Annotated in this window: 18 protein-coding genes and 8 pseudogenes; 18 read left to right on the forward strand and 8 right to left on the reverse strand. The window is 60.4% G+C overall.

Annotated features, from left to right (window positions below):
• The first annotated feature begins 56 nt into the window (after positions 1 to 56).
• The 10 genes and pseudogenes from QZH52_RS34110 (at position 57) to QZH52_RS38790 (ending at position 11,255) form a co-directional block, all read left to right on the forward strand.
• Entirely contained in the window at positions 57 to 1,196 is a 1,140-nt protein-coding gene (locus QZH52_RS34110; protein WP_301815654.1) for a saccharopine dehydrogenase family protein, read from the forward strand.
• Between the two features lie 92 nt (positions 1,197 to 1,288).
• A complete protein-coding gene (locus QZH52_RS34115) occupies positions 1,289 to 1,690 on the forward strand; it encodes a tautomerase family protein (RefSeq protein ID WP_301815656.1) in 402 nt (133 codons plus the stop codon).
• Positions 1,691 to 2,545: 855 nt separating this feature from the next.
• A complete protein-coding gene (locus QZH52_RS34120) occupies positions 2,546 to 3,565 on the forward strand; it encodes a Bug family tripartite tricarboxylate transporter substrate binding protein (RefSeq protein ID WP_301815658.1) in 1,020 nt (339 codons plus the stop codon).
• On the forward strand, positions 3,562 to 4,542 hold the full coding sequence (locus tag QZH52_RS34125) for a 3-hydroxyacyl-CoA dehydrogenase (protein ID WP_301815660.1): 981 nt from the start codon (positions 3,562 to 3,564) through the stop codon (positions 4,540 to 4,542). The genes QZH52_RS34120 and QZH52_RS34125 overlap by 4 nt, the downstream gene beginning before the upstream one ends.
• Positions 4,543 to 4,923: 381 nt before the next feature.
• On the forward strand, positions 4,924 to 6,060 hold the full coding sequence (locus tag QZH52_RS34130) for an epoxide hydrolase family protein (protein ID WP_301815662.1): 1,137 nt from the start codon (positions 4,924 to 4,926) through the stop codon (positions 6,058 to 6,060).
• Positions 6,061 to 6,319: 259 nt separating this feature from the next.
• The gene (locus QZH52_RS34135) at positions 6,320 to 7,432 is read left to right on the forward strand and encodes an alkene reductase (protein ID WP_301815664.1); all 1,113 of its coding nucleotides are present in this window, start codon (positions 6,320 to 6,322) and stop codon (positions 7,430 to 7,432) included.
• A gap of 92 nt (positions 7,433 to 7,524) precedes the next feature.
• Positions 7,525 to 8,670 carry a multidrug effflux MFS transporter gene (locus QZH52_RS34140; RefSeq protein ID WP_301815666.1) on the forward strand — a complete coding sequence of 382 codons (1,146 nt, stop codon included), beginning with the start codon at positions 7,525 to 7,527 and terminating at the stop codon, positions 8,668 to 8,670.
• Between the two features lie 357 nt (positions 8,671 to 9,027).
• The gene (locus tag QZH52_RS34145; protein ID WP_301815668.1) at positions 9,028 to 10,179 is read left to right on the forward strand and encodes an alpha-hydroxy acid oxidase; all 1,152 of its coding nucleotides are present in this window, start codon (positions 9,028 to 9,030) and stop codon (positions 10,177 to 10,179) included.
• 419 nt (positions 10,180 to 10,598) lie between these two features.
• Positions 10,599 to 10,688, forward strand: a pseudogene (locus QZH52_RS34150) (2-dehydropantoate 2-reductase N-terminal domain-containing protein); the annotation flags it as partial.
• A 63-nt stretch (positions 10,689 to 10,751) separates the two neighbouring features.
• On the forward strand, positions 10,752 to 11,255 hold the full coding sequence (locus QZH52_RS38790; RefSeq protein ID WP_366919353.1) for a helix-turn-helix domain-containing protein: 504 nt from the start codon (positions 10,752 to 10,754) through the stop codon (positions 11,253 to 11,255).
• Between the two features lie 62 nt (positions 11,256 to 11,317).
• Here the strand turns inward: QZH52_RS38790 and QZH52_RS34160 are convergent, their stop codons facing one another.
• Complete coding sequence (locus QZH52_RS34160; RefSeq protein ID WP_366919356.1) at positions 11,318 to 12,046, reverse strand: transposase; 729 nt, start codon at positions 12,044 to 12,046, stop codon at positions 11,318 to 11,320.
• 411 nt (positions 12,047 to 12,457) lie between these two features.
• Complete coding sequence (locus QZH52_RS34165; protein ID WP_301815672.1) at positions 12,458 to 12,583, reverse strand: IS1634 family transposase N-terminal domain-related protein; 126 nt, start codon at positions 12,581 to 12,583, stop codon at positions 12,458 to 12,460.
• A 308-nt stretch (positions 12,584 to 12,891) separates the two neighbouring features.
• Between QZH52_RS34165 and QZH52_RS34170 the strand changes: the two genes are divergently transcribed.
• From QZH52_RS34170 to QZH52_RS34180, 3 genes and pseudogenes are all read left to right on the forward strand, one after another.
• A complete protein-coding gene (locus tag QZH52_RS34170; protein ID WP_301815673.1) occupies positions 12,892 to 12,996 on the forward strand; it encodes a helix-turn-helix domain-containing protein in 105 nt (34 codons plus the stop codon).
• Between the two features lie 600 nt (positions 12,997 to 13,596).
• Positions 13,597 to 13,986: a nuclear transport factor 2 family protein gene (locus tag QZH52_RS34175; RefSeq protein ID WP_301815674.1), complete on the forward strand. Its 390-nt coding sequence runs from the start codon at positions 13,597 to 13,599 to the stop codon at positions 13,984 to 13,986.
• 17 nt (positions 13,987 to 14,003) lie between these two features.
• Positions 14,004 to 14,173: pseudogene (locus tag QZH52_RS34180) on the forward strand (TrbI/VirB10 family protein); the annotation flags it as partial.
• A 90-nt stretch (positions 14,174 to 14,263) separates the two neighbouring features.
• Here QZH52_RS34180 and QZH52_RS34185 read toward each other — a convergent pair.
• Positions 14,264 to 14,569, reverse strand: a pseudogene (locus QZH52_RS34185) (transposase); the annotation flags it as partial.
• Between the two features lie 33 nt (positions 14,570 to 14,602).
• Positions 14,603 to 14,872 (reverse strand): annotated as a pseudogene (locus tag QZH52_RS34190) (integrase core domain-containing protein); the annotation flags it as partial.
• A 70-nt stretch (positions 14,873 to 14,942) separates the two neighbouring features.
• Between QZH52_RS34190 and QZH52_RS34195 the strand changes: the two are divergent.
• Positions 14,943 to 15,089 (forward strand): annotated as a pseudogene (locus QZH52_RS34195) (IS30 family transposase); the annotation flags it as partial.
• A gap of 55 nt (positions 15,090 to 15,144) precedes the next feature.
• Here the strand turns inward: QZH52_RS34195 and QZH52_RS34200 are convergent.
• Positions 15,145 to 15,495: a PaaI family thioesterase gene (locus tag QZH52_RS34200; protein WP_301815689.1), complete on the reverse strand. Its 351-nt coding sequence runs from the start codon at positions 15,493 to 15,495 to the stop codon at positions 15,145 to 15,147.
• A gap of 59 nt (positions 15,496 to 15,554) precedes the next feature.
• Between QZH52_RS34200 and QZH52_RS34205 the strand changes: the two genes are divergently transcribed.
• From QZH52_RS34205 to QZH52_RS34215, 3 genes and pseudogenes are all read left to right on the forward strand, one after another.
• A complete protein-coding gene (locus QZH52_RS34205; protein ID WP_301815675.1) occupies positions 15,555 to 16,022 on the forward strand; it encodes a MarR family winged helix-turn-helix transcriptional regulator in 468 nt (155 codons plus the stop codon).
• Between the two features lie 101 nt (positions 16,023 to 16,123).
• Positions 16,124 to 16,252, forward strand: a pseudogene (locus QZH52_RS34210) (hypothetical protein); the annotation flags it as partial.
• Positions 16,253 to 16,318: 66 nt separating this feature from the next.
• A complete protein-coding gene (locus QZH52_RS34215) occupies positions 16,319 to 16,729 on the forward strand; it encodes a hypothetical protein (RefSeq protein WP_301815677.1) in 411 nt (136 codons plus the stop codon).
• Positions 16,730 to 16,834: 105 nt separating this feature from the next.
• Here QZH52_RS34215 and QZH52_RS38795 read toward each other — a convergent pair whose 3' ends face one another.
• Complete coding sequence (locus QZH52_RS38795) at positions 16,835 to 17,506, reverse strand: GntR family transcriptional regulator (RefSeq protein ID WP_366919354.1); 672 nt, start codon at positions 17,504 to 17,506, stop codon at positions 16,835 to 16,837.
• A gap of 1,194 nt (positions 17,507 to 18,700) precedes the next feature.
• Here QZH52_RS38795 and QZH52_RS34220 point away from each other — a divergent pair.
• On the forward strand, positions 18,701 to 19,006 hold the full coding sequence (locus tag QZH52_RS34220) for an IS66 family transposase (RefSeq protein ID WP_301815679.1): 306 nt from the start codon (positions 18,701 to 18,703) through the stop codon (positions 19,004 to 19,006).
• A 311-nt stretch (positions 19,007 to 19,317) separates the two neighbouring features.
• Here the strand turns inward: QZH52_RS34220 and QZH52_RS34225 are convergent.
• Both QZH52_RS34225 and QZH52_RS34230 read right to left on the reverse strand, forming a co-directional pair.
• Positions 19,318 to 19,455 (reverse strand): annotated as a pseudogene (locus QZH52_RS34225) (IS110 family RNA-guided transposase); the annotation flags it as partial.
• Between the two features lie 58 nt (positions 19,456 to 19,513).
• Positions 19,514 to 20,254, reverse strand: a pseudogene (locus tag QZH52_RS34230) (integrase core domain-containing protein); the annotation flags it as partial.
• Between the last annotated feature and the right edge of the window lie 132 nt (positions 20,255 to 20,386).

A 20,386-nucleotide genomic window follows, 5' to 3' on the forward strand; every position in this document is an offset into this window, starting at 1 on the left:
CCAGCTCGGACAAATTGGAGCGAAGAACAAGTGCGATTAGCTAAAGGGAGCCTGCCATGAACCCGGCGGCGGAGTTCGACATTATTGTCTATGGGGCGAGCGGCTACACAGGCCGACTCGTCGCGGAACACTTCGCGCGGCGCTATGGCGTGGGCGGTAAGGTGAAGTGGGCCATGGCCGGTCGCAGCCAAGCCAAACTGGCAGAGGTGCGCGATCAGCTCGGGGCGCCGAAGGACATGCCGCTGGTGGAGGCCGACGCGAACGACACGGCTCAACTCGCCGCGATGATCGAGCGGACCAAGGCGATTGTGACGACCGTTGGCCCCTATCAGTTCTACGGCTCGAACTTGGTGGCCGCCTGCGCGGCTGCGGGGGTTGACTACCTGGACTTGTGCGGCGAGCCCGGCTGGATCCGCCAGATGATCGATGCGCACGAGGCGACGGCGAAGGCGTCCGGCGCCCGGATCTTATTCTCATGCGGATTCGATTCTTTGGTGTTCGAGCTGGGGGTTTATTGCGTCCAGGAGAGGGCGAAGGCGAAGCTGGGCGCCCATGCGCCGCGCGTGAAGGCCCGGCTACGAGGCATGCAAGGCGGCCCCTCAGGGGGCTCGGTCGCGAGCGTGATGGCCACGATGGCGGCGGTTCAGAATGACGCTATGCAGCACGCGGTCATGATGAGCCCGTTCGGCCTGACGCCTGGCTTCGAGGGGCCAGCTCAGCCATCTGGCAACGAGGTCGGAAATGACCCTGACGTGGGGCCCGTCGGGCCGTTCATCATGGCGATGCTCGACACCAAGAACGTCCATCGTTCGAACCTGCTGATGGGCCATCCCTATGGCAGGGATTTCCTCTACGACGAAATGGTAGTCGGCGGCGGCGAATTACCGAACGTCGAGGATATGGGACCCCTGCCCAAACCCGGCGAGGGGCCGACTAAGGAGGAGCGCGAGGCCGGCTTCTACGACATCCTGTTCATCGGAATTGGGGCGGATGGGCGACAAGTACGCACGTCAGTGAAGGGCGACATCGACCCGGGCTATGGCGCGTCATCGAAGATGCTGGCCGAAACGGCGATCGCTCTGGTCGACGCGCAGGACGTGCCGGGTGGCATCTGGACCCCTGGTGCTGCGCTGCAAGGCAGCCTGATTGAGCGGCTGCAGAAGCACGCAGGCGTGCGTTTCAGCATCGAGGATTAGCCATCCAAGCCACCGTGGCCGCACAAGAATGCCACTCTCCTATTCGTTTCTCGCCTACACAACCCAGAGCCACAGAAAGAGGAAAAAAGATCATGCCACTCGTACGCGTTACTATGATTAAAGGCAAGCCCGCCGAATATATTAAGCAGCTATCACAGAGCATTTATGACACCCTCGTTGAGGAATATCTCATGCCTAAGAACGACATGTTCCAAATCATTGAACAGTTGGAGCCTGGGGCGCTCATATACGATCGGCAGTTCGGGATCGACGGCGAACGAAGCGACGATTTCATCCTCATCAACATCGAGTCCGACGCAAGGCGACGCGATGAGAAGCAGGCGTTCGTGGCCCGGCTCGTCGAGAAGCTTGCGGCGTCGCCAGGCCTGTCGCCGGACGACGTTTTCGTCCGCCTCTCGGCGAACACCGTAATGGACGATTGGTCGTTCGGGGGCGGCAAAGTCGCCTCCGATATCGAATATCCAGCGGGATGAGAAGGGGATGGCAGGCGGCTCCATAAGGCGATCGGAACATCAACCGCAAGCTGATCGACGAGTTGCGCACCTTTTTCGACGTGCTTTCGGTGTTTGAGGATCCTCACGGCAACGATCTGATGAGGCTCGAGACGCATTTATCACCTCGAAGTCGAAAGTCGCTACGCCATCGCACCAAGCGCCGCACAACCCGCGCCGTTAGTTCGAAACAGGGTAGTAGTCCGCTCAAGGCCGTGGTTGACCCTCGTGAGGCTCAGGGCGTTACGTCGATGATGTGCTGGAGCAGAGCGAACGCCACTCGCCAGGCGTGGCCGTCGCAGTGAACCGTCACTGTGCGCTGGTTGATGTGCACGACCTCCCCGACATGTCGCTTCAGATTCTGGTCTGCGAAGCAGACCCGTTGTCCTACGCGGAAGTCCTCTTTGCGGTGAAGATCGGCCGGCGCCAACACTCCACGACTTCACTTCCGACAGCTTGTGCTCAAGGCGCGGATCGCGCGAGAGCTTGAAGCCGCTTCAGGCCGCCGTTGCGCTTGATCGGGCGTGTGTCGGCCAAGTCTGAACTCGCGCGAGCCATTGGCTACACGCTCACGCGTAAGCGTGCGGCCGAGTGCGGCCGAGTGCGGCCGAGGCCCTCTTGACAGGCCGTTAGCCCGTCAGTTGCCTCATAGCTTGATCGCTTGATCTGGGCGAGACGGTCGCAACCGGGCTCCGGGGTCCCGTCGAGGCCGGACTGACCACAGTGGGTTTCGGCGAGAGTTGGGGTAAACACTGTTAGCGACTCCTGGTTAACAGCGTTACCATCTGGGGCGGAAGTCTCACGGTGATCTTCCGCCTTTAACAACAGGAGACCGCAATGAACTTACGTTTGGATTGGTATGGAACGGTTCGCAGCGCAGCAACGGCGCTGATCTTGGCAACTTGTGCTTGGCATGCTTCAGCACAGTCCGGTTACCCGAACCGGCCGGTTGTGGTACGGATGGCCTATCCCGCAGGTGGACCTGCAGATTCCGCTCTTCGCGATGTGCTGCCGGTGCTGCAACGTGAAATCGGGCAGCCAGTGGTTGTTGAGAACATGCCGGGAGCCAACGGCTCTATTGCAGCGATGAATGTGCAGCATGCAGCAGCAGACGGCTACATGCTTTTGGGTACGGTGACGAGCGATCTGATCTTGGCGCCTCTGATTATTCCAACTGCGAAGTACAAGCCTCAGGCGTTCCAACCTGTTGGACTGCTCGGTTCGGGTGACCTCGTTTTGCTCAGCAGTCCAGCGTACAATTTCAAGAGCGCTGACCAATTGATCGAATACGCGAAGTCCAGCGGGAAGGAGATGTCGATCGGCAATTGGGGCGCGGGCTCTCTGACACACGTTGTTGCTGCGGACTTCGCCGTAAGGGGTGGCATCAAGCTACTGCATGTGCCCTACAAGGGCGCCGCACCCATTATTCCGGATCTTGGTAGCGGGCAGATCGATCTGACTTTCGCGCCGATGGGCGGCTCGCTCGTGGGTTTGATCAAAGCAGGGATCGTGAAGCCAGTCGCGATTGCTGCAGACAAACGCAATCCGTTGTTACCGGATGTGCCCACCATCAATGAAAGCAAGCACGTCAAGGATTTTGCCTATGCTGCGCGCTCCGCAGTCTTCGCTCCGCCCGGCACGCCAGAAGCCGTGATTGCACGCCTCAATAAGGCCATGAACGTCTACATTGCCAGCGCAGAAGGGCGTGCGCGTCAGGAGACCATTGGTGCATCGCCGCTAGAGCCGTTGTCGGTGAAACAGATGAACGAACTATTTCAGGCGGAGTCCACAACTATGATGCGCGCGGCAAGTGCGATAAAGCCCCAAACCGGCCGCCAGGAAGGACGAGCTGAATGAAAGTAGCAGTTGTCGGTGCTGGTCTGATTGGACAGGCGTGGGCCATCGTCTTTGCCCGTGGTGGCTGCGAGGTGAGTCTGTGGGATGGGAACTCACGCGCTCTTGAAAGCGCCGTGCCAGCCATCGCCCGGCGACTGTCCGATCTGAAAGATTATGGACTCGTGAGCGATGTAGATGAAGTGCTAAAGAAGCTGCTGCCAACTTCCAATTTGGCGGATGCCTTGGTCGGTTCGCACTATGTCCAGGAAAGCTTGCCCGAAGTGCTCGAGTTGAAGGTCGAGATATTCGGCCGCTTGGATGCGCTCGCACCCGGTGGTGCCATTTTGGCAAGCTCCACTTCCGGCTTCCCTGCATCCGCCTTCACGCAAGGCCTCCCTGGGTGTCAGCGATGCCTGATTGCGCATCCGGTCAATCCGCCGTACCTGATTCCCGTCGTCGAGTTGTGCGGAGCACCGTGGACTTCATCAGCGGCGATCGAAGGTGCACGTTCCTTGATGGAGAGCATCGGCCAGCGGCCTGTGGTGGTGAAACGCGAAATCGATGGTTTCATTCTCAATCGCTTGCAGGGTGCTTTGCTGCAGGAAGCGTTCTGGCTGGTCGAAAACGGGTATGTTGACGCCGCCGGACTGGATGCGACGGTGAGTGAAGGATTGGGTCTGAGGTGGGCATTTATGGGACCCTTTGAAACCATTGACCTCAATGCGCCTTCCGGGCTGTCTGACTACTGTAAGCGCTACGGCGGCATGTACCAGTCGTTCGAGCAGTCCACGAATTCACGAAAAATGGGCCAGGGTTGGTCGCCGGAACTGGTAGAGACGCTCAACGGCCAACGTCGGGAGACTCTCCCGAGCTCAGAGTTGGCTGAGCGCCAAGCTTGGCGTGACCGTCGGCTCATGCAATTGATGGTACATAAGCAGAAGGCCGCACATGCTGAGAACGTCACCAAACTGTCTCCAGAGGCCGAGCGTGGACGCTAGGCTCTTGGCACCACATCGCCGGTGAATGAGATGAAGCATGCGCACGTTGAAACCAATGGCATCACGCTGAACGTCGTTGAGGCAGGGGATGGCAAGCCAGTCTCTTTTGCGAGGGGCTCCCCAACACGTGGCTTGATTGGCGGTTGCAGTCGGAAGAGCTACCGCGCAGCATATCGACGGATCTGCGCAGTTGCGGCAAGTCGAGCGCGCTGCCTGAACGTATGCCTATACCGTCCTGCACACCGTGGTTGAGTTCATGAGTCTGCTCGATGCGTTAAATCTTCCCGGTGCGGTCCTGGTCGGATGGGGCACTCAACCTGCTCTTTACGCCGATCAGGCGTTCGCCTCTCACCAAGGCATATTCATTCTCGGAGAACGGACTTGATTAAGCCTTTCCACATCGACATCCCCAAAGTCCGGATCGATCAGATCCGAGAGCGCATCGAACAATATAACTGGGACGGACTGGCAGACGCAGGCGGATGGCGGTCCGGGGTCGGCCTGGCCGATCTGCGTCGCCTCACGGACTATTGGTTGAGCCAATACGACTGGAGGGCCGCGGAGGCGCAATTGAATGCGCAACCGCACTTCCTCGCCACTATTGACGGCCAAGATATTCATTTCCTCCACAGCAAGGGCGATGGGAGCAGGGCGCCAGTCATCCTGCTGCACGGTTGGCCGGGATCGTTCCTTGAGTTCAGGCATATCGTCGACCATCTCGTCGCGGACGGGCACGATGTGGTGGTCCCATCGCTGCCCGGTTTCGCATTTTCGGGGCGTCCTCATTCTCCGATTGGTTCGCGTCGGACTGCTATGTTGTGCAACGAGATCATGGAGAGGCTCTTTGGCACCAAGCGCTATCTGGTACAGGGGGGAGATTGGGGCGCTGCGGTCGCTGCATGGATCGCTCACGATTTTCCCGAACGCTGTTACGGCCTACATCTCAATATGATCATGGTTCAAGCCAGAGATGCGATACCTGAAACCCAAGAAGAGCGCGGGTGGGCGGAGGCTCGTCAGCGGACGACCGCCGACGAAATGGGCTACGCCATCGAACAGGGAACCCGGCCCCAGACACTGTCTGTTGCGCTTGCGGACAGCCCGGTCGGGGTGGCGGGTTGGATCCTTGAAAAGTTCGCCGTATGGTCCGACGTGCCACGCGATGCCGAAGGGCGTCCCGACGTCTGGAAGGCATTCAGTGAGGAGTTTCTGGTCACCAATCTCATGTTGTATCTCGTGACGAACGCGATCGTCACGTCAACCTGGTTCTACCGGGGCAATATCCTCGAGGGCGCGCGCCTGTTCGACCCAGGCAACCGCGTCACGGTTCCGACCGCCGTCGCCGCGTTTCGAGATCCCGTTTTCCTGATGCCTCCGCGTTCACTAGTTGAAAAAAGCTACAACATCGTCCAATGGAGTGACATGCCCGCGGGTGGTCACTTTGCGGCGTTGGAGCAACCAATGCTGCTGCTGGCCGATCTTCGTCGGTTTTTCGATGCGCTCGAACATGGGAAATAGACGGCTCAAGGCCGATTGCGGGTCAACCGTCGGCCTTGTTCCACCGCGCGCCAAAGAGGGCATCGAACTTGAGGGAGCCACAGTGTTCACAATCGCTCGGCGCAATCCGGCCGGCAAGGGGCCATCGTCAACATCGGATCGGTCGTCGACCTAAGCACCGGAGATCGGTCTGGGCGAAGCCCTGCAGAACGGCTTTCATGGGCTCACGGGGCACGCGATCAATCTCTGACTCGATCACTTTCGTATAAGGATTCTTTGAATGACCCAGGTTCTGTTCTCGCCGCTGAAGCTCGGCGCATTGACGCTTTCGCATCGCGTGGTGATGGCGCCGGTCACCCGGATGCGCTCGTCCCAACCAGGCAACGTGCCACACGCTCTCAATGCGGAGTACTACCGCCAGCGAGCCTCGCGCGGCGGATTGATCATCACCGAGGGCGCGCAGATCTCGCCGACCGCCCAGGGGATGCCGGCCACGCCGGGCATCCACAGCCAGGCACAGGTCGAGGGTTGGAAAGCCGTCACGCAGGCCGTGCACGACAAGGGTGGCTTGATCTTTCTGCAGCTCTGGCATGTCGGACGCATCTCGCATTCGTCGCTCCTGGGTGGCGAACTTCCCGTGGCGCCGTCCGCCGTCGCGGCCCCCGGCAATGCGTTCAAGGCGAACTTTGAACGCGCTCCGTTCGAGACTCCGAGAGCGCTGGAAACGGCAGAGATCGCTTCGGTGATCGCCGACTATGCCCAAGCGGCGCGCAATGCGAAGCAGGCCGGCTTCGATGGCGTGGAAGTCCACGGGGCCAACGGATACTTGCTGGAGCAGTTCCTGCAAAGGCGCAGCAACCGGCGCACCGACGCTTACGGCGGCTCGATCGAGAACCGCAGCCGCATCGTGCTGGAGGTGGTTGAGGCCGTGTCTGCCGTATTTGGCGCCGATCGCGTCGGCATCCGTCTGTCCCCCTTCGGCGTGGCCAACGGCAGCGGCGAGGACGAGCCGCTGCCGTTGTATACCTACCTGATTCAAAGCCTCGCACGCTTGGACCTGGCTTATCTGCACCTGATCGAGCCGCGGGCCAGTGGCGCGGGCCAGGCCGACGTTGATCACCAGAACGTGCCTTTTGCGTCCGAGCTGTTCCGACCGCACTGGCCGAAAGCCCTGATCGCGGCCGGGAACTACAGGCCCTACACCGCGGCGGCGGCCATCGAATCGGGCCGCGTAAACGCGATCGCGTTCGGACGCCTGTTCATCGCGAACCCTGATCTCCCCGAGCGCGCACGACGGGGCACCGACCTCAATACCTACGACCGTGCCACCTTCTATGGTGGCGGCGTCGAAGGCTACGTGGACTATCCGACGCTCGAAGCGCTGGACCAGTGAGCGGTAGACACGTGACGCGCGCATCACCGCCAGCACCCCGATTTCCAGTCGAATCTACCGTTCAGTTGGAGGGGCGTTCACTCACTGGAGGCGTGCTGTTCCTGCTGGCCGCACTGGCAGCCTTGGGCGCACTGGCCACCAACATCATCCTTCCAGCATTCCCCTCGATGGGCGAGGACCTTGGCGTCTCGGTCCGGGATCTCGGCGCTACGCTGAGCAGCTTTTTCGTAGCCTTCGCGCTGGGTCAGTTGTTCGTCGGACCGCTTTCGGACCGGTTTGGACGCCAGCGGCTGGTGCTGATCGGCTTGGCCATCTTCATCGTTGGCAGCCTGGTCTGTGCGATAGCGAGCACGCTGCCGCAGCTCATCGGTGGCCGGGTGGTCCAGGCGCTGGGCGTGTGCGCGACGTCGGTGCTGTCCCGCGCCATCGCGCGCGACCTATTCGAGGGCCAGGAACTGGCGCGTGCGCTTTCCTTGACTATGGTGGCCATGGCGGCTGCGCCGGGATTTTCTCCGCTGATAGGCAGCGCCCTGGACAGCCTCTTCGGCTGGCGGTCTGCCTTTTTCGTGATTTCAGCGCTGGCATTCGCGCTGGCCGTTGGATACATCGCCAAGCTGGGTGAGACGCACGCGCCGGACCGGCGATCCGCGCTCTCGCCCACAAGCGTCGCTGCAAGCTACAAGCAGCTGGCCTTTGATCCTCGTCTCATGGCGCCCGCCCTGTCTGTGAGTCTGGTCGTCGGGGCGCTCTATGCCTTCTTTTCTATGGCTCCCGCCATTCTGATCACCGGCTTCAGGCTCTCGCCGCTGACGTTCGGGTTGTTCTTTGCATCGACAACTTTCGTCGTGTTCGGGTCAGGCCTACTGGCGCCGCGTCTCGCCAAACGATGGGGACCGGTCGTGGCGGCTCGTGCTGGTGTTTCCATCGCACTTGTTGGAAGTGCGGCATTGCTGTTCGGCAGAACAGAGTTCGTCTCCTTCAGCGTGTATCTGACCATCTTCCTGTTCGGGATGGGCATCTTCAATCCACTCGGAACGGCCATCACGCTGCAACCCTTTGCACAGCAAGCAGGAGCCGCTTCGGCGTTGCTGGGATTCCTTCAGATGGGGTGCGCGGCGCTGGCCATCACCTTTGGAGGGATGCTGATCTTGCCAGCGTATACCGCTTTGGGTGTCGTATTGTTTACATCGCTTGCGGCGTCCTTTCTATGCTTTTTGTCCGTACGAACGACGAGGTGAGGCTGACGTATGTCGGCGGATCACCCAGGGAGAAATGCACTGAGCTCCCAAAAGGAGAAATCATTCAAGTCTGTCGCAGGGCTTGTCGGGGGGCTGGCGCTGGCGGGACTCTGGTTCGTATTTGTCTATTGGGGCTGTCGCGACGACGGTAAATGGACTATGTGTTCGGTAGACGGTTTCCTCGGGGAGTTAGTCGAAATGTCAGACTGGATGACAGCCCGCAGGCATCTGCAGATACCCAAGCTCGAGTAGCGGCGATGAGCCGTTCGACGCCTTTCGAGCCGTGACTCTGCCCTGGCGTCAATTCATCCATCGGATCCCACTGGCATGCCTGTCGAATTTGCCGAGTAAGACATCGTGAGCATCATCACCACAATTGAAGACCTGCGAGTGCTGGCACAACGCCGAGTGCCGCGCATGTTCTACGACTACGCCGATTCGGGCTCTTGGACAGAGAGCACCTATCGAGCTAACGAAAGCGAATTCCAGAAAATCAAGCTTCGCCAGCGTGTGGCAATCAATATGCAAGGGCGGAGCACCCGAACGACAATGATCGGACAAGAGGTGGCGATGCCGGTGGCCATAGCCCCGACCGGATTTACCGGCATGCAGCATGCAGATGGGGAGATTCTTGCGGCACGCGCGGCTGAGGCTTTCGGAGTGCCTTTTTGCTTATCGACCATGAGCATCTGCTCCATGGAGGATGTAGCAGCAAACAGCACTGCATCATTCTGGTTCCAGCTATACGTGATGCGCGACCGAGATTTTGTCACGCGACTGATCGAGCGCGCCAAGGCTGTGCACTGTTCCGCTCTTGTTCTAACCCTCGATTTGCAAGTCCTGGGCCAGCGTCACAAGGATTTGAAGAACGGGCTATCTGCGCCTCCGAAGCCGACCTTGGCCAACCTGATCAACCTTGCAACCAAACCACGCTGGTGCCTTGGGATGCTCGGCACCCCACGGCGCACCTTCGGCAACATCGTTGGTCACGCGAAAGGAGTGGGTGATCTTTCGTCGCTCAGTTCTTGGACCGCAGAACAGTTTGACCCTGGGCTGAACTGGGCCGATGTGGAGCGCATCAAAAAGCTTTGGGGTGGCAAGTTGATTCTCAAAGGGATCATGGATGCACAAGATGCACGACTCGCGGTCAGCAGCGGCGCAGATGCGCTGATCGTGAGCAATCATGGCGGACGCCAACTTGACGGCGCGCCGGCGAGTATCGAAGCGCTTCCGGCTATCGTCGAGGCCGTTGGCTCGCAAATTGAGGTCTGGCTGGACAGCGGTATCCGTTCAGGCCAGGACGTGCTCAAGTCCGTGGCCCTCGGCGCACGAGGCACGATGATTGGGCGCGCGTTTTTGTATGGACTGGGGGCCATGGGCCAAGCCGGCGTTACAAAGGCGCTCGAAATCATCCACAAGGAGCTGGACATCACGATGGCTTTCTGTGGTTGTCGGGACATCGGTGATGTGGATAGAAGCATCCTATTCGCCGGAAGCTTTCCGCGATAGATGACTGAGTGAGAACAGAAAAAGTACCGCTGGTGACGAATCAATATTTGCTACTATGAGGTCGACCCGCATTCCCGAGAAAGGCGGTCACGCTGGTCGCGCTGTTTCACTGCCAGCAGCGGCAGCGACATCAGCGCGCGCATCATCGCGCTGAAGCTCGCCCAGCGCCGGGCAGCAGGTGGCGACAGCGGCGCCCGACGGCCATGCGTTGATGATGGCGAAGAGCGCCTTCACAATGACGCCGGCGATTTACCTGCAGATGTCCTTCGATGCGTCGCGGAGTTCGCCCCCGTGGCAAAGCGCGCCGAGGCGTCCTTCGTCGTCTTCGCGGTCATTCCGGCGGTGCCGGTGACCGAGACGAAGCCTACGCCAGGAAAATGCCGGCAAACTCAACCTCTTTTCAGTTCTGGGAGTTGAGCATGAAGATTCTTGTTGTAGGTATCGGCGCGATCGGTGGCTACTACGGTGCACGGCATTTGCAGGCTGGCGCTGAGGTGACTTTTCTGATCGGGGCATAGCGGCTGCGTCGCTGGCGTCTAGTGTAGAGCGCTCGATAGAGTTGAACTTATTTGATGCGGCACACCCCGACCTCGACGGAGGTCGTCGTGCGCATTGCTCCAAGAATCGAACTGAGTGCCACTGTTCAACGAGAGTTGACGGCCCTGGCGCGCCGAGGCCGCGTCGAGGCTCGCGCGCAGCAAGGGGTCAAGATCGTGTTGCTGGCCGCTCAAGGCTGGCAGAACAAGGACATCGCCGCCGAGGTCGATCTGGATCGGAGCCAGGTGGCCTTGTGGCGCCAGCGCTTCCTGGACGGCGGGGTGGAGGCCCTGTTGCACGATGCACCGCGTCCCGGGCGCACCCCGAGCGTGACCGCAGGTGGCGAGCTCGGCCATGAGGGTGGAGAAGCTGTGCACCGGCGTGCCATCGGCCAGTGTATGGCGCGCTGCCTTGGCCAGCGCCGCCTTGGAGCGCGTGGCTGGCGCGACGGGGTCGCGCGTGGCCTTGGCAAGTTGGTCGGTGTCGGCGAACATCACCTCGCGCCAGGCCTCGCGCATGTGTGCCACTCGACGAAGTAGGCGAGCATGCACAGGCAGATGTGCGCGGTGCGGTGGTGGATCGGGCGCACCTTCACGCGCGCTCAACCTTGTCCAGCGACTTGTAGTGGCGCACGCGGTCGGCCGAGTCCATCTGCGTGGGTGGCACCGACGTGCGGATGATGTAGAGGCCGTCCAGTGCCGCCTCGCCGGCGATGGCGTGTCTTGCGCGCGAAGGTGAAGGCGTTCTCGCCGATGGCCAGCTCGAGGTGCTTGGCCATCTTGTACTGGTTGACGACCTTGCCCACGATCTCCTCCTTCCCGGCGAGCTTGCCCGCGTCCACGCGGACCTTGATCGTCTCCAGGTGAGGCTCGGTGGCCGCGAGCAGTTCCAGCCGCTTGCGCGCGCGCAGCTTGGCCAGCTCTGGATTGCGGCACGCCACCCACCGTTCGCCCGGGTAGTCCGGCGAGTTCAGCTCGAGCAGATTGCGCTCGTCGAACAAGCCCAGCTGAAGATGGCCCTGCTCGACCAGCGCGCGGATCGACACGCTCTTGAGGGCCATGATCCAGCCGATACCATCGGCCTCGCGCATCTCGTCAATGGTCTTGTGCGACACCATGCCCCGGTCACCGACCATCACCATGCGCTCGATGCCGAAGTCCTCGCGCAATTTATGCGCCGCGGGCATGAAGGTTGTGCTGTCGGCCGTATTGCCCTCGTGCACCGACAACGCCACCGGGCAGCCGCGCGCATCGGGAGCAGGCCGTAGTTGACCTGCCGCGTGCCCTTCCTGCCGTCGCGGCTGTAGCCGAGCTTGGCCAGCGGACAGCAGCTGCCTTCGAAGTAGCTCGACGACAGGTCAAAGAGCGCCAGGGCGCCTGCGTCCAACTGGCGCGCGGCGAGCCTCTTCTGGGTCGCGCCCTGGCGCGCAAGCAGCCAGTCCATCGCTGCGTACAGGTCATCCTCGTCGGCGTCGGCGACACCGAAGTCCTCGGCCAGTGTCGTGGTTTGCCACCAGCGCGTGGTCGCGAGCTTGGCGTGCGCGGCGACGTTGCGATGCGATCATCGCGAGCACCAGGTCGCGCTCGCGCGAGGGCTTGGAGGCGATCAAGCCCGCCAAGCTCAGGCGCTGCATGGTTAGTGCAGCGGCTAGCACATGGCAATGCGAGCGCGATGCGGTGTTCTCCAAGCACTGCGCCGGCTGCAAGGCTTCGTCCCGTAGGGCGGCTCGAATGGCTTCAATCTACGCGGTCGACAAACTTGACAGATTGGCCAGCGTGCGCTTGCCGACCTTGGAGCCTTCGCGATATGACTCGCGCAGCAGCACGGTGGGTGGCGAACCTCGGTTCGGCACAACGTGGGTATGCATGCCTACTGGTCATATGTAGTGATCATTCAAGTACAAAAACATGCCTACATTCAGCAAGCCGAAAAAACACCTATCTCATTGAATCGAGAGGGATCATCGGCTCGAACGCCGCGCTGCGGCGCTGAAACTTAGGGCTAGTGCGGAATGCGCTCGAAATAGGTGAACATACTTGATGCGGCACACTCCGTTCTCGATGGAGGTCGCAGCCATACGCATTGCCGCGAAGATCGAACTGGATGCTGTTGCCCAACGAGAGTTGACGGCGTTGGCGCGTCGAGGCTCGTGTGTAGCAAGGAGCCAAGGTCGTTTTGCTGGCCGCTCAGGGCTGGCAGAACAAGGACATCGCCGTCGAAGTTGATCTGGATCGGCAGCAACTCGCCTTGTGGCGCCAGCGCTTCCTGGAGGGCGGGTGACGGCCCTCTGATGCACGATGCGCCGCGCCCCGGCGGGGGCGCACCCCCTGCGTGATCGTTGAGCTGGAATCGAGCATCGTGGACAAGACGCTTCACGACAAACCCATCGCCGCCACGCACTGGAGCAAGCACGCGTAGGCTGGCCGCGCAGCTTGGGGTGGGTCGACGACGATTCGCCGCGTTCATGCGGCGGGTGCATGGCCAGGCCTTTTGTTGCTCTCGACATCCAAGACCACCAATGGCGCCGAAATCGATGTGGGATTCGCATTCGGCACCAAATCGAACCCCTGAAAGATTTAAGTTGCAAAGATAAACCAAGTAAGGTAGCATGACCATAGTTGTTGCAAAGTTAAACTAGCCTGTCGGATCACATTGGCCCCAACTGCACGCCAGGTGAGCCAAGTCAAAGTCTATCGGGCCTGTTCGCGGCCGGTGCTGATCGGGGATTCACGGAGCTTGACGCGACAGCATGAAAAACTGCGATCCCGCCGCAACTGACGTGGCCCTCGTTTACGCGGGGGGCTCGCCTGATGCGTCAATCGCTCGAGTCGTTCGCAATTCGCAACAATGTAACTACAAGCAACCGAAAGGGCTAACTTCATGACGACAACATCAACATCAACAGCCGAAGCCAACAAACACCTCGTCCTCAAGGCGGCGCAAGAACTCTTCGGAAATCTGGACCTGACCGCGCTCGATCGCTATTGGGGGGATTCGTACATACAGCACAACCCGCTCTACCCGGACGGGAAGGAACAGATTCGGGCGCTTATCCAAGGCGCGATCGACAGCGGCATTCCGACGAAGGCAGAAGTAAAGCGAGTGGTCGCAGAGGGCGACCTCGTCTGGATTCACGCGAAGAGCTTCTTCTTCGGCAAGGAACTGGCGACGGTCGAAATATTCCGTGTCGAGAACGGGAAGATCGTCGAGCATTGGGATGTCATCCAGGAAGTGCCTGCGGAATCGGCCAACAGCAATACAATGTTTTAGTCCTTGCCCGTTAGGTGACAGTGAACCAAGTAGGGCACGAGATCACAAAACGGAACAAGAGCATCCAGCCGACGCTAACGATCCGGCCGGCCTTCACTATGCAGATCATGGTCAGCAAGGACCTAGTGCTGCGGCCGGATCGGCCCTGGATCAGCCCCTGTTCTTTCAGCGGGGATTGTCGCAATGAGCGCGATCAAGCTGCGGCTGGGATCTTTGCCGAATACCGCGATCATCAAGCTCACGGTGGCCCTGCCAGCCGATTTGAAGCAGCGCCAAATTAGTGTCGTGAGTTAGAAGTTCGCAAACAAAATCTCTCGACGCTTGCAAGGATGTGATCGGCAGTCTTGGACCGGAAGAACGGCTTGGGGTCGCTGTTGTTGACCTTGATGCCTGCTGTGGTGCGATGCGTGCCGCGGCGGATGTACTTCTGCGTCAGGGTGGCGAACCAGCGTTCGACTTGGTTCAGCCAGGACGCAGAGGTCGGCGTGAAGTGCAGCTGAAAGCGCGGATGTCGGGCAAGCCAGTTCCTGCTGGTGGGAGTCTTGTGTGTTCCGTAGTCGTCCACCACGAGGTGGATGTCCAGCACTGGGCTGCTGCTGGTCTCGTGGACACCGACCTAAGCTTTTTGGGCTTTTTCGATCTCTATCGGACTGACGTAGCCCAGCGTCGAATGACGACGCGTCGGATTGTAGAAACGCTCGATGTAGTCGAACACGTCAGCGCGTGCATGCTCCCTGGACCTGTACACCTTCCTGGCCGTGCGCTCGGTCTTCATTGAGCTGAAGAAGCTCTCCATCGCCGAGTTGTCCCAGACCTCGCCCGCGCGACTCATGCTGCAGGTGATGCCTTGCTCCTTGAGCAGCTCCTGGAAGTGCTCGCCGGTGTACCGGGCGGATTCAACCGGTCGTCGCAACACCTTCAAACATGGAGGTGTTATGGGAAGACCTGCAGGGTGGATGCAGAATTTAACGGTGCGCGGGGCGATGCGCTCACCCGGTGCTCCTTCGCTTCGGCGAGAGGTGGAGCGGCAGTTCTGGAAGCAGATTGCCACCGGAATCACGAGTGAGAAGGCGGCCAAAGCCGTTGACGTGTCGCAGCCGGTGCCCTCGGGACGAACCAATGGCACGCCATCGTTGAGTGGCCGAACCATGTTCACCTTCAGTTCCAGCGTGGTGAATCCTTTGCCCCCAGGCAGCGTGGTGTGGATCGAGCACCAACCGCCGAGTCGAGCAAGGTCGCGAACCAGCCGCCATGCACCGTGCCCAACGGGTTGTAGTGCCGGTGCAGAGGCCGCCCCTGAAGAACAGCCTCGCCAGGCGCCATATGGATTGGGATGAAGTCAAGCGTGTCGCCAATAGGAGGTGGCGGCAGCTCACCTGCAAAGATGGCCTCGAACACCTCCATACTTGACCGACCGACAACGTCGCCGGCAACGCCGGGCGCGCCAAGGCGAGACCGTACAGCCTCTTCCTGGGCGCGCCAACGGGCAAGAACCTGATCAACCTCCATCTGTCGCTCCTTGTCGAGTCATCATTGCGTACACAACTATTGCAGCTACAATGTAGAATATGAAGAACGCCATCAATCCGCTAGGCTGCACGAATTTGAAGCTGCGTCAGCTCAATCGCATGGTGACGCGGCATTACGACCGCCATGTCGCAGAGGCGGGGCTCAAGAACACGCAGTACGCATTGCTGTCGCACGTCGTGCGGCTCGGTCCCATCCGCCCCGGTGAGCTCGCGCGGCATATGCAGATGGATGCCTCAACCCTTACGCGCAACCTTCAGCCGCTCGCTGCCCAAGGGCTCTTAGCCGTTGGCGCAGGATCCGATGCGCGCAGCCGCTTCGTCGAAGCGACCGAGGCAGGCATCGCCAAGCGGGTTGAGGGACAGCGCGCCTGGAAGGTGGCCCAGACGGCGCTCAACGGTCGCCTAGGCATCGACCGCGTCTGTGCGCTGCATGAGTTGTTGGATGCTTGCATCGCCTGCATGGATGAAGAAGCCGAGGCCGAGGCCGAGGCCGAGGACATGCCTTGAAAGAGCCGACTATGAATCGCTCCTCCGTATCACTTCAGGATATGCCGGCGGCCAGTCACTATTGAAGAAACTGCAGGCATGACAACCACTACGATGTCTCCGTGCTTGGTGTCGGCCCCGACGGCTACGTCGCGGCCATTCGCGCCGCGCAACTCGGCAAGTCCGTAGCGGTGATCGAGACGCATTGCTGGGGCGGCGTATGTCTCAACATCGGCTGCATCCCATCCAGGGGTAATCGTACGTTCGGTGGAGATTGATACGCTCGGAGCCAGAAACCCAATGCACGACAACCATTCATGGCGACTCATCTCTGCGCGAAAACCGTCTGGCGCAAGTTGTTGATATTCAAAGGGAAATTCCTCGCAACCGTATCAAATCGCACGATAAGTACGACTACTCCGAATGGCGCTGCTGCGCAAAATGCCGAAGTGGCCCACGTCTTTCGCCAACGGGCCGAACAGTACGGCATTTCTGGCAGCGCAACCTTCGACCATGGCGTCGCGGTCGATCGCAGCTGCAAGGTCGCCGAGGGGTGTGCCAAAGGCGCGTGCACTTACCTCATGCGCAAGAACGCCATCAACGAGATCGACGGGCATGGCTCCTTTATTGACGCACATTCGATCTTAGGGCGTGCTCGAGATCGACGAACAGATGACGCTCACTTACTGGTCGCCTATCGGCGCGGTGACCCTCAACCCCGAACGTGACTGCGTCATTCAGACACATTCGCGGGTATCAGACATACAGCTGCTGGCTGCATGAAAGAGGCGACAACTATCTTGACGTGCGCCGACCCTCTGGGGCGACTCTCTCTATCTGAGAAAGTCTGTACTAAGGAGATAATCCACTGTTCGATTGAGGTGTGCGCCTAGTAGCTCGCACGCGAGCTCAGTCCTTCTTTCAACAACCGCATTCGCTAACTCTTCATGCTCACTGTTGAGGTCACGCTCGCGGTTCGCATGCAGCAATGACAGCCATCGGTATCTCTCACTGTGTGTGAAAAGAAGGTCGCGAGCTCGGAGTAGCCAATCGCTGCCGCAAGCATCGATAAGTGCGCGATGAAAATCAGAATGCGCGTCAGTGGCCGCAAGTACATCTTCCGACTCGGCAGGCCCAATAGTCGACAAGCGCTTAAGGCGGTGAAGCGCAAACATGATTCTGCTCTCCCATTCCACATTGCCCAATTCGATTGCCTTTCGCAGACAAATCCCTTCCAGTTCTATTCGTGCGCTGGCTAGATCAACGAACTCGCTAGCGGATACAGGCGCGACGCGGAAACCCCGCTGCGGCTCTGCGACAACTAGCCCTTCGGCGGATAGCCGAGACAGGGCCTCTCGGATGACCCCAGAACTCACGCAGAGCGCATCACCGAGATCGGCGATCTTCAACTTATCGTCGGGCGCATACCGACCTTTAAGCAAATCGGCCCGTAAGACCTGATATATCGAATGAGTGATACTGCTGTGGCTTGATGGGATACTCATATCATTGTCCGCGCCGAATTGGAAACCGTGCTTTCGTGATCCTGACCCGAAGGAGAAAGCGGACGCCGTCCTGGTCGAACGCTCGTCACCCGAGGTGTACTCGCGTCAGGGCCTCGGTTGGTGCCTGAAAATGGGCCGAGGCCGCCCCCAATGCCATCCGTACGCCCACCCCGCCTCAGCAGGCTTGGGCGCGGTCGAACGCCATAGGCGCCCGGCTGCCAAAGTTGGCCCCTGGAATCGGGTGAGCGTACAGACAGCTAAGGCCCCATCACCAACACCCCATATCTCGGCTTTGAAAAATATAGGAGATCTCTTGATCTTATCTACATTATGGCGCAATATCGCGCTTCCTCAAAGGAAGGGGGCCGCGACGTGACGCTGATCGCGGTCGACAGGGCATTGGAGCGCGCGTCGAGAAGTCGAAGACTGGCCGACGCTGCGCGCTGCCGTCGAGACCTGGGGGGCGTCGCCGAAGCGGCCCTGCGCAACGCCTGCGCAGCATTGGCGTGAGGAGGTCCTGGGTTTGCCTTCGACCCCGCCCATTGGGCCGCGCCGAACTGGTTCGCAAGGCGCGAATCGCGGAAATGCCACCGCTGCTCTATCGCGAACCGATGATCTATCAAAGTGCCGCGGACATCTTCTGGGTTCGCGCGTCGACATCGAAGCCGTGGATGAAGCCCACGGCTTCGATCTGGAAGCAAAGTTGCGATCGTCGTGGACGACGTGATGATGGGCCCCACCGCCAGCGGAGGCCACCGGGCACATCAAGCTGATGATCTTCAACGACGTCAGCCGCAGAAACCTGATGCCCGACGAACTGTCCAAGCAATTCGGCTTCCTGAACTCAAACTCTCGGCCGCGTTTTCGCCGGTGGCGATCACGCCAGACCAGGCCGGCGTGGCCTGAAACGACTGAACGCGGCTTGGTCTTCATCAGTTGTGTGAACGAGTGGGAGATAGGCAGGCCCAATGCGGGGTTGACCTCCACTTCGACTTGCACAAGCTGTCGAACACGCTGCATGCACTCGCCGTCTCAGAGCGGGGGCCATCATCGGCCCGGGCACGGGATCCAACCGAGATGAAGCAGTCGGCGTTGCCTCCCTGCAGGAATTGCGGATGCGCGAGAAGATCAGCAGCGGTGCTTTCATGACCCCGTATCTCCGCTTTGGCGATACCGTGCGGATCGAGATGCACGATGCCGCTGGACGATCGCTTTCTGGCGCGATATCCCAAAACGTCGTCTCCGCTCCAAGCCGCCAAGCGAGCCAGCATTCAACGTCTTCGGTTTGGGCGCGGATGCGACTTCAGCGTCAACGCCTGGAAGGCGCTGACGCTGCACCTGGGCGGTGGCGCGGTGGCGCGGTGGCGCGGTGGCGCGGTGGCGATGGACAATAACCTGATCGAGCGACAGATCAAGCCCTGGAAGCTCGGCGCGAAGAACTGGTTGTTCGTGGGCAGCGAACTAGCGAAATGGGCGGCCAGAGTGCTGCGGTGGTCATGAGTCTGGTGCAATTAGCCAAGCTTCTATGAGGGCTGTCAAGGCCAGTCATGGTGGACGACTGGAAGAACGATGTATGCGGAGCTCGGGAACCGGAGAAGGTCCAGGGTCCAGCCAGGACAAAGCTTCTATCCGTGTTGGCTCCACGGCCAAACACCCTATGCTGCATGCGCGCCAGGCGCGCTGGCAGGTTCCCGCTTGGCGACGCGCCCCATCTCAAACGTCGGTCACCACACGGGGATGACCCTGTTGGCCACGGGCGCGTTCACCTCCGAACATGGTGTACTCGGTACTGGAGACGGAGGAACTTGGGCTCAGGCCTGCGCGACCTTCAGGAGTGCTCCCTCCGGGATCTCACCATCCTGCAGAAGGCGCCAGAGGGCGATAGCCAGACGTCTGGGCAGGGCTACGATACCCACTCGCCGCATGCGCGAGCCACCATGGGCAAAGCGCCTGATGTGTATTAGCCGGGACATGATCTGACACATGGTCGGATTCGACGATGTGTGATCAGTGGTAGGCGATGAGTTTCTCCTTGGCCAGGTTGAGGGAGTCGAGGAAGGTGCGCATGGGTGTCTTGCCATAACACCATCGACCTTGATGCTCGCGCTGGTTGTTGTAGTGGTCAAGCCAGGCGTCGAGGTCGGTCTGCAGGGCATCGATGGTGTCGTAGATCTTCTTGCGGAACACGATGCGGTAGAACTCGTTGAGCATGGTCTTGTGCAGGCGCTCGACGATGCCGTTGGTCTGGGGCGACTTCGCCCGCGTGCGGGTGTGGTCGATGTCCTCCAGCGCGAGGTACAGCTCGTACTCGTGGTGCTGCGGGTTGCCGCAGTACTCGGTGCCGCGGTCGGTGAGCACGCGCAGCAGCCGGATGGCGTGCTGGTCGAAGAACGGCACGACGCGGTCGTTGAGCAGGTCTGCTGCGGGCAGCGGTGTCTTGCGGTCATACAGCGTGGCGAAGGCGACCTTGCTGTAGGTATCGACGAAGGTCTGCTGGTACACGCGCCCCACGCCCTTGAGGGTGCCGACGTAGAAGGTGTCCTGGGCACCGCAGTAGCCGGGGCACTCGGACTCGAACTCGCCGTGCGACTCCTTGTCGAGCTTGGCACGCTCCAGCGCGCCCAGCTGCGATTCGGTCAGGACCAGGCCTTCCTGGGCGGACTTCGCCTCCAGCGCCTTCAGCCGCTTGGTCATGGTTTCCAGATCGTGGCGCAGCCAGATGCTGCGCACCCCCTGGGGCGATACCGCCAGAGCATGGCGCTTGCGGACTGGGTATTCCGGAGCATCGTGACCGACCATTCCGGGCGAACGTGACCGAGGATTCCGGGCGAACGTGACCGGTGATTCCGGGCTGAACGTGACCGATTTCGGGGTACTCCG

The sequence above is a fragment of the Variovorax ginsengisoli genome, assembly GCF_030486595.1.
GTDB lineage: Bacteria > Pseudomonadota > Gammaproteobacteria > Burkholderiales > Burkholderiaceae_C > Variovorax > Variovorax ginsengisoli_B.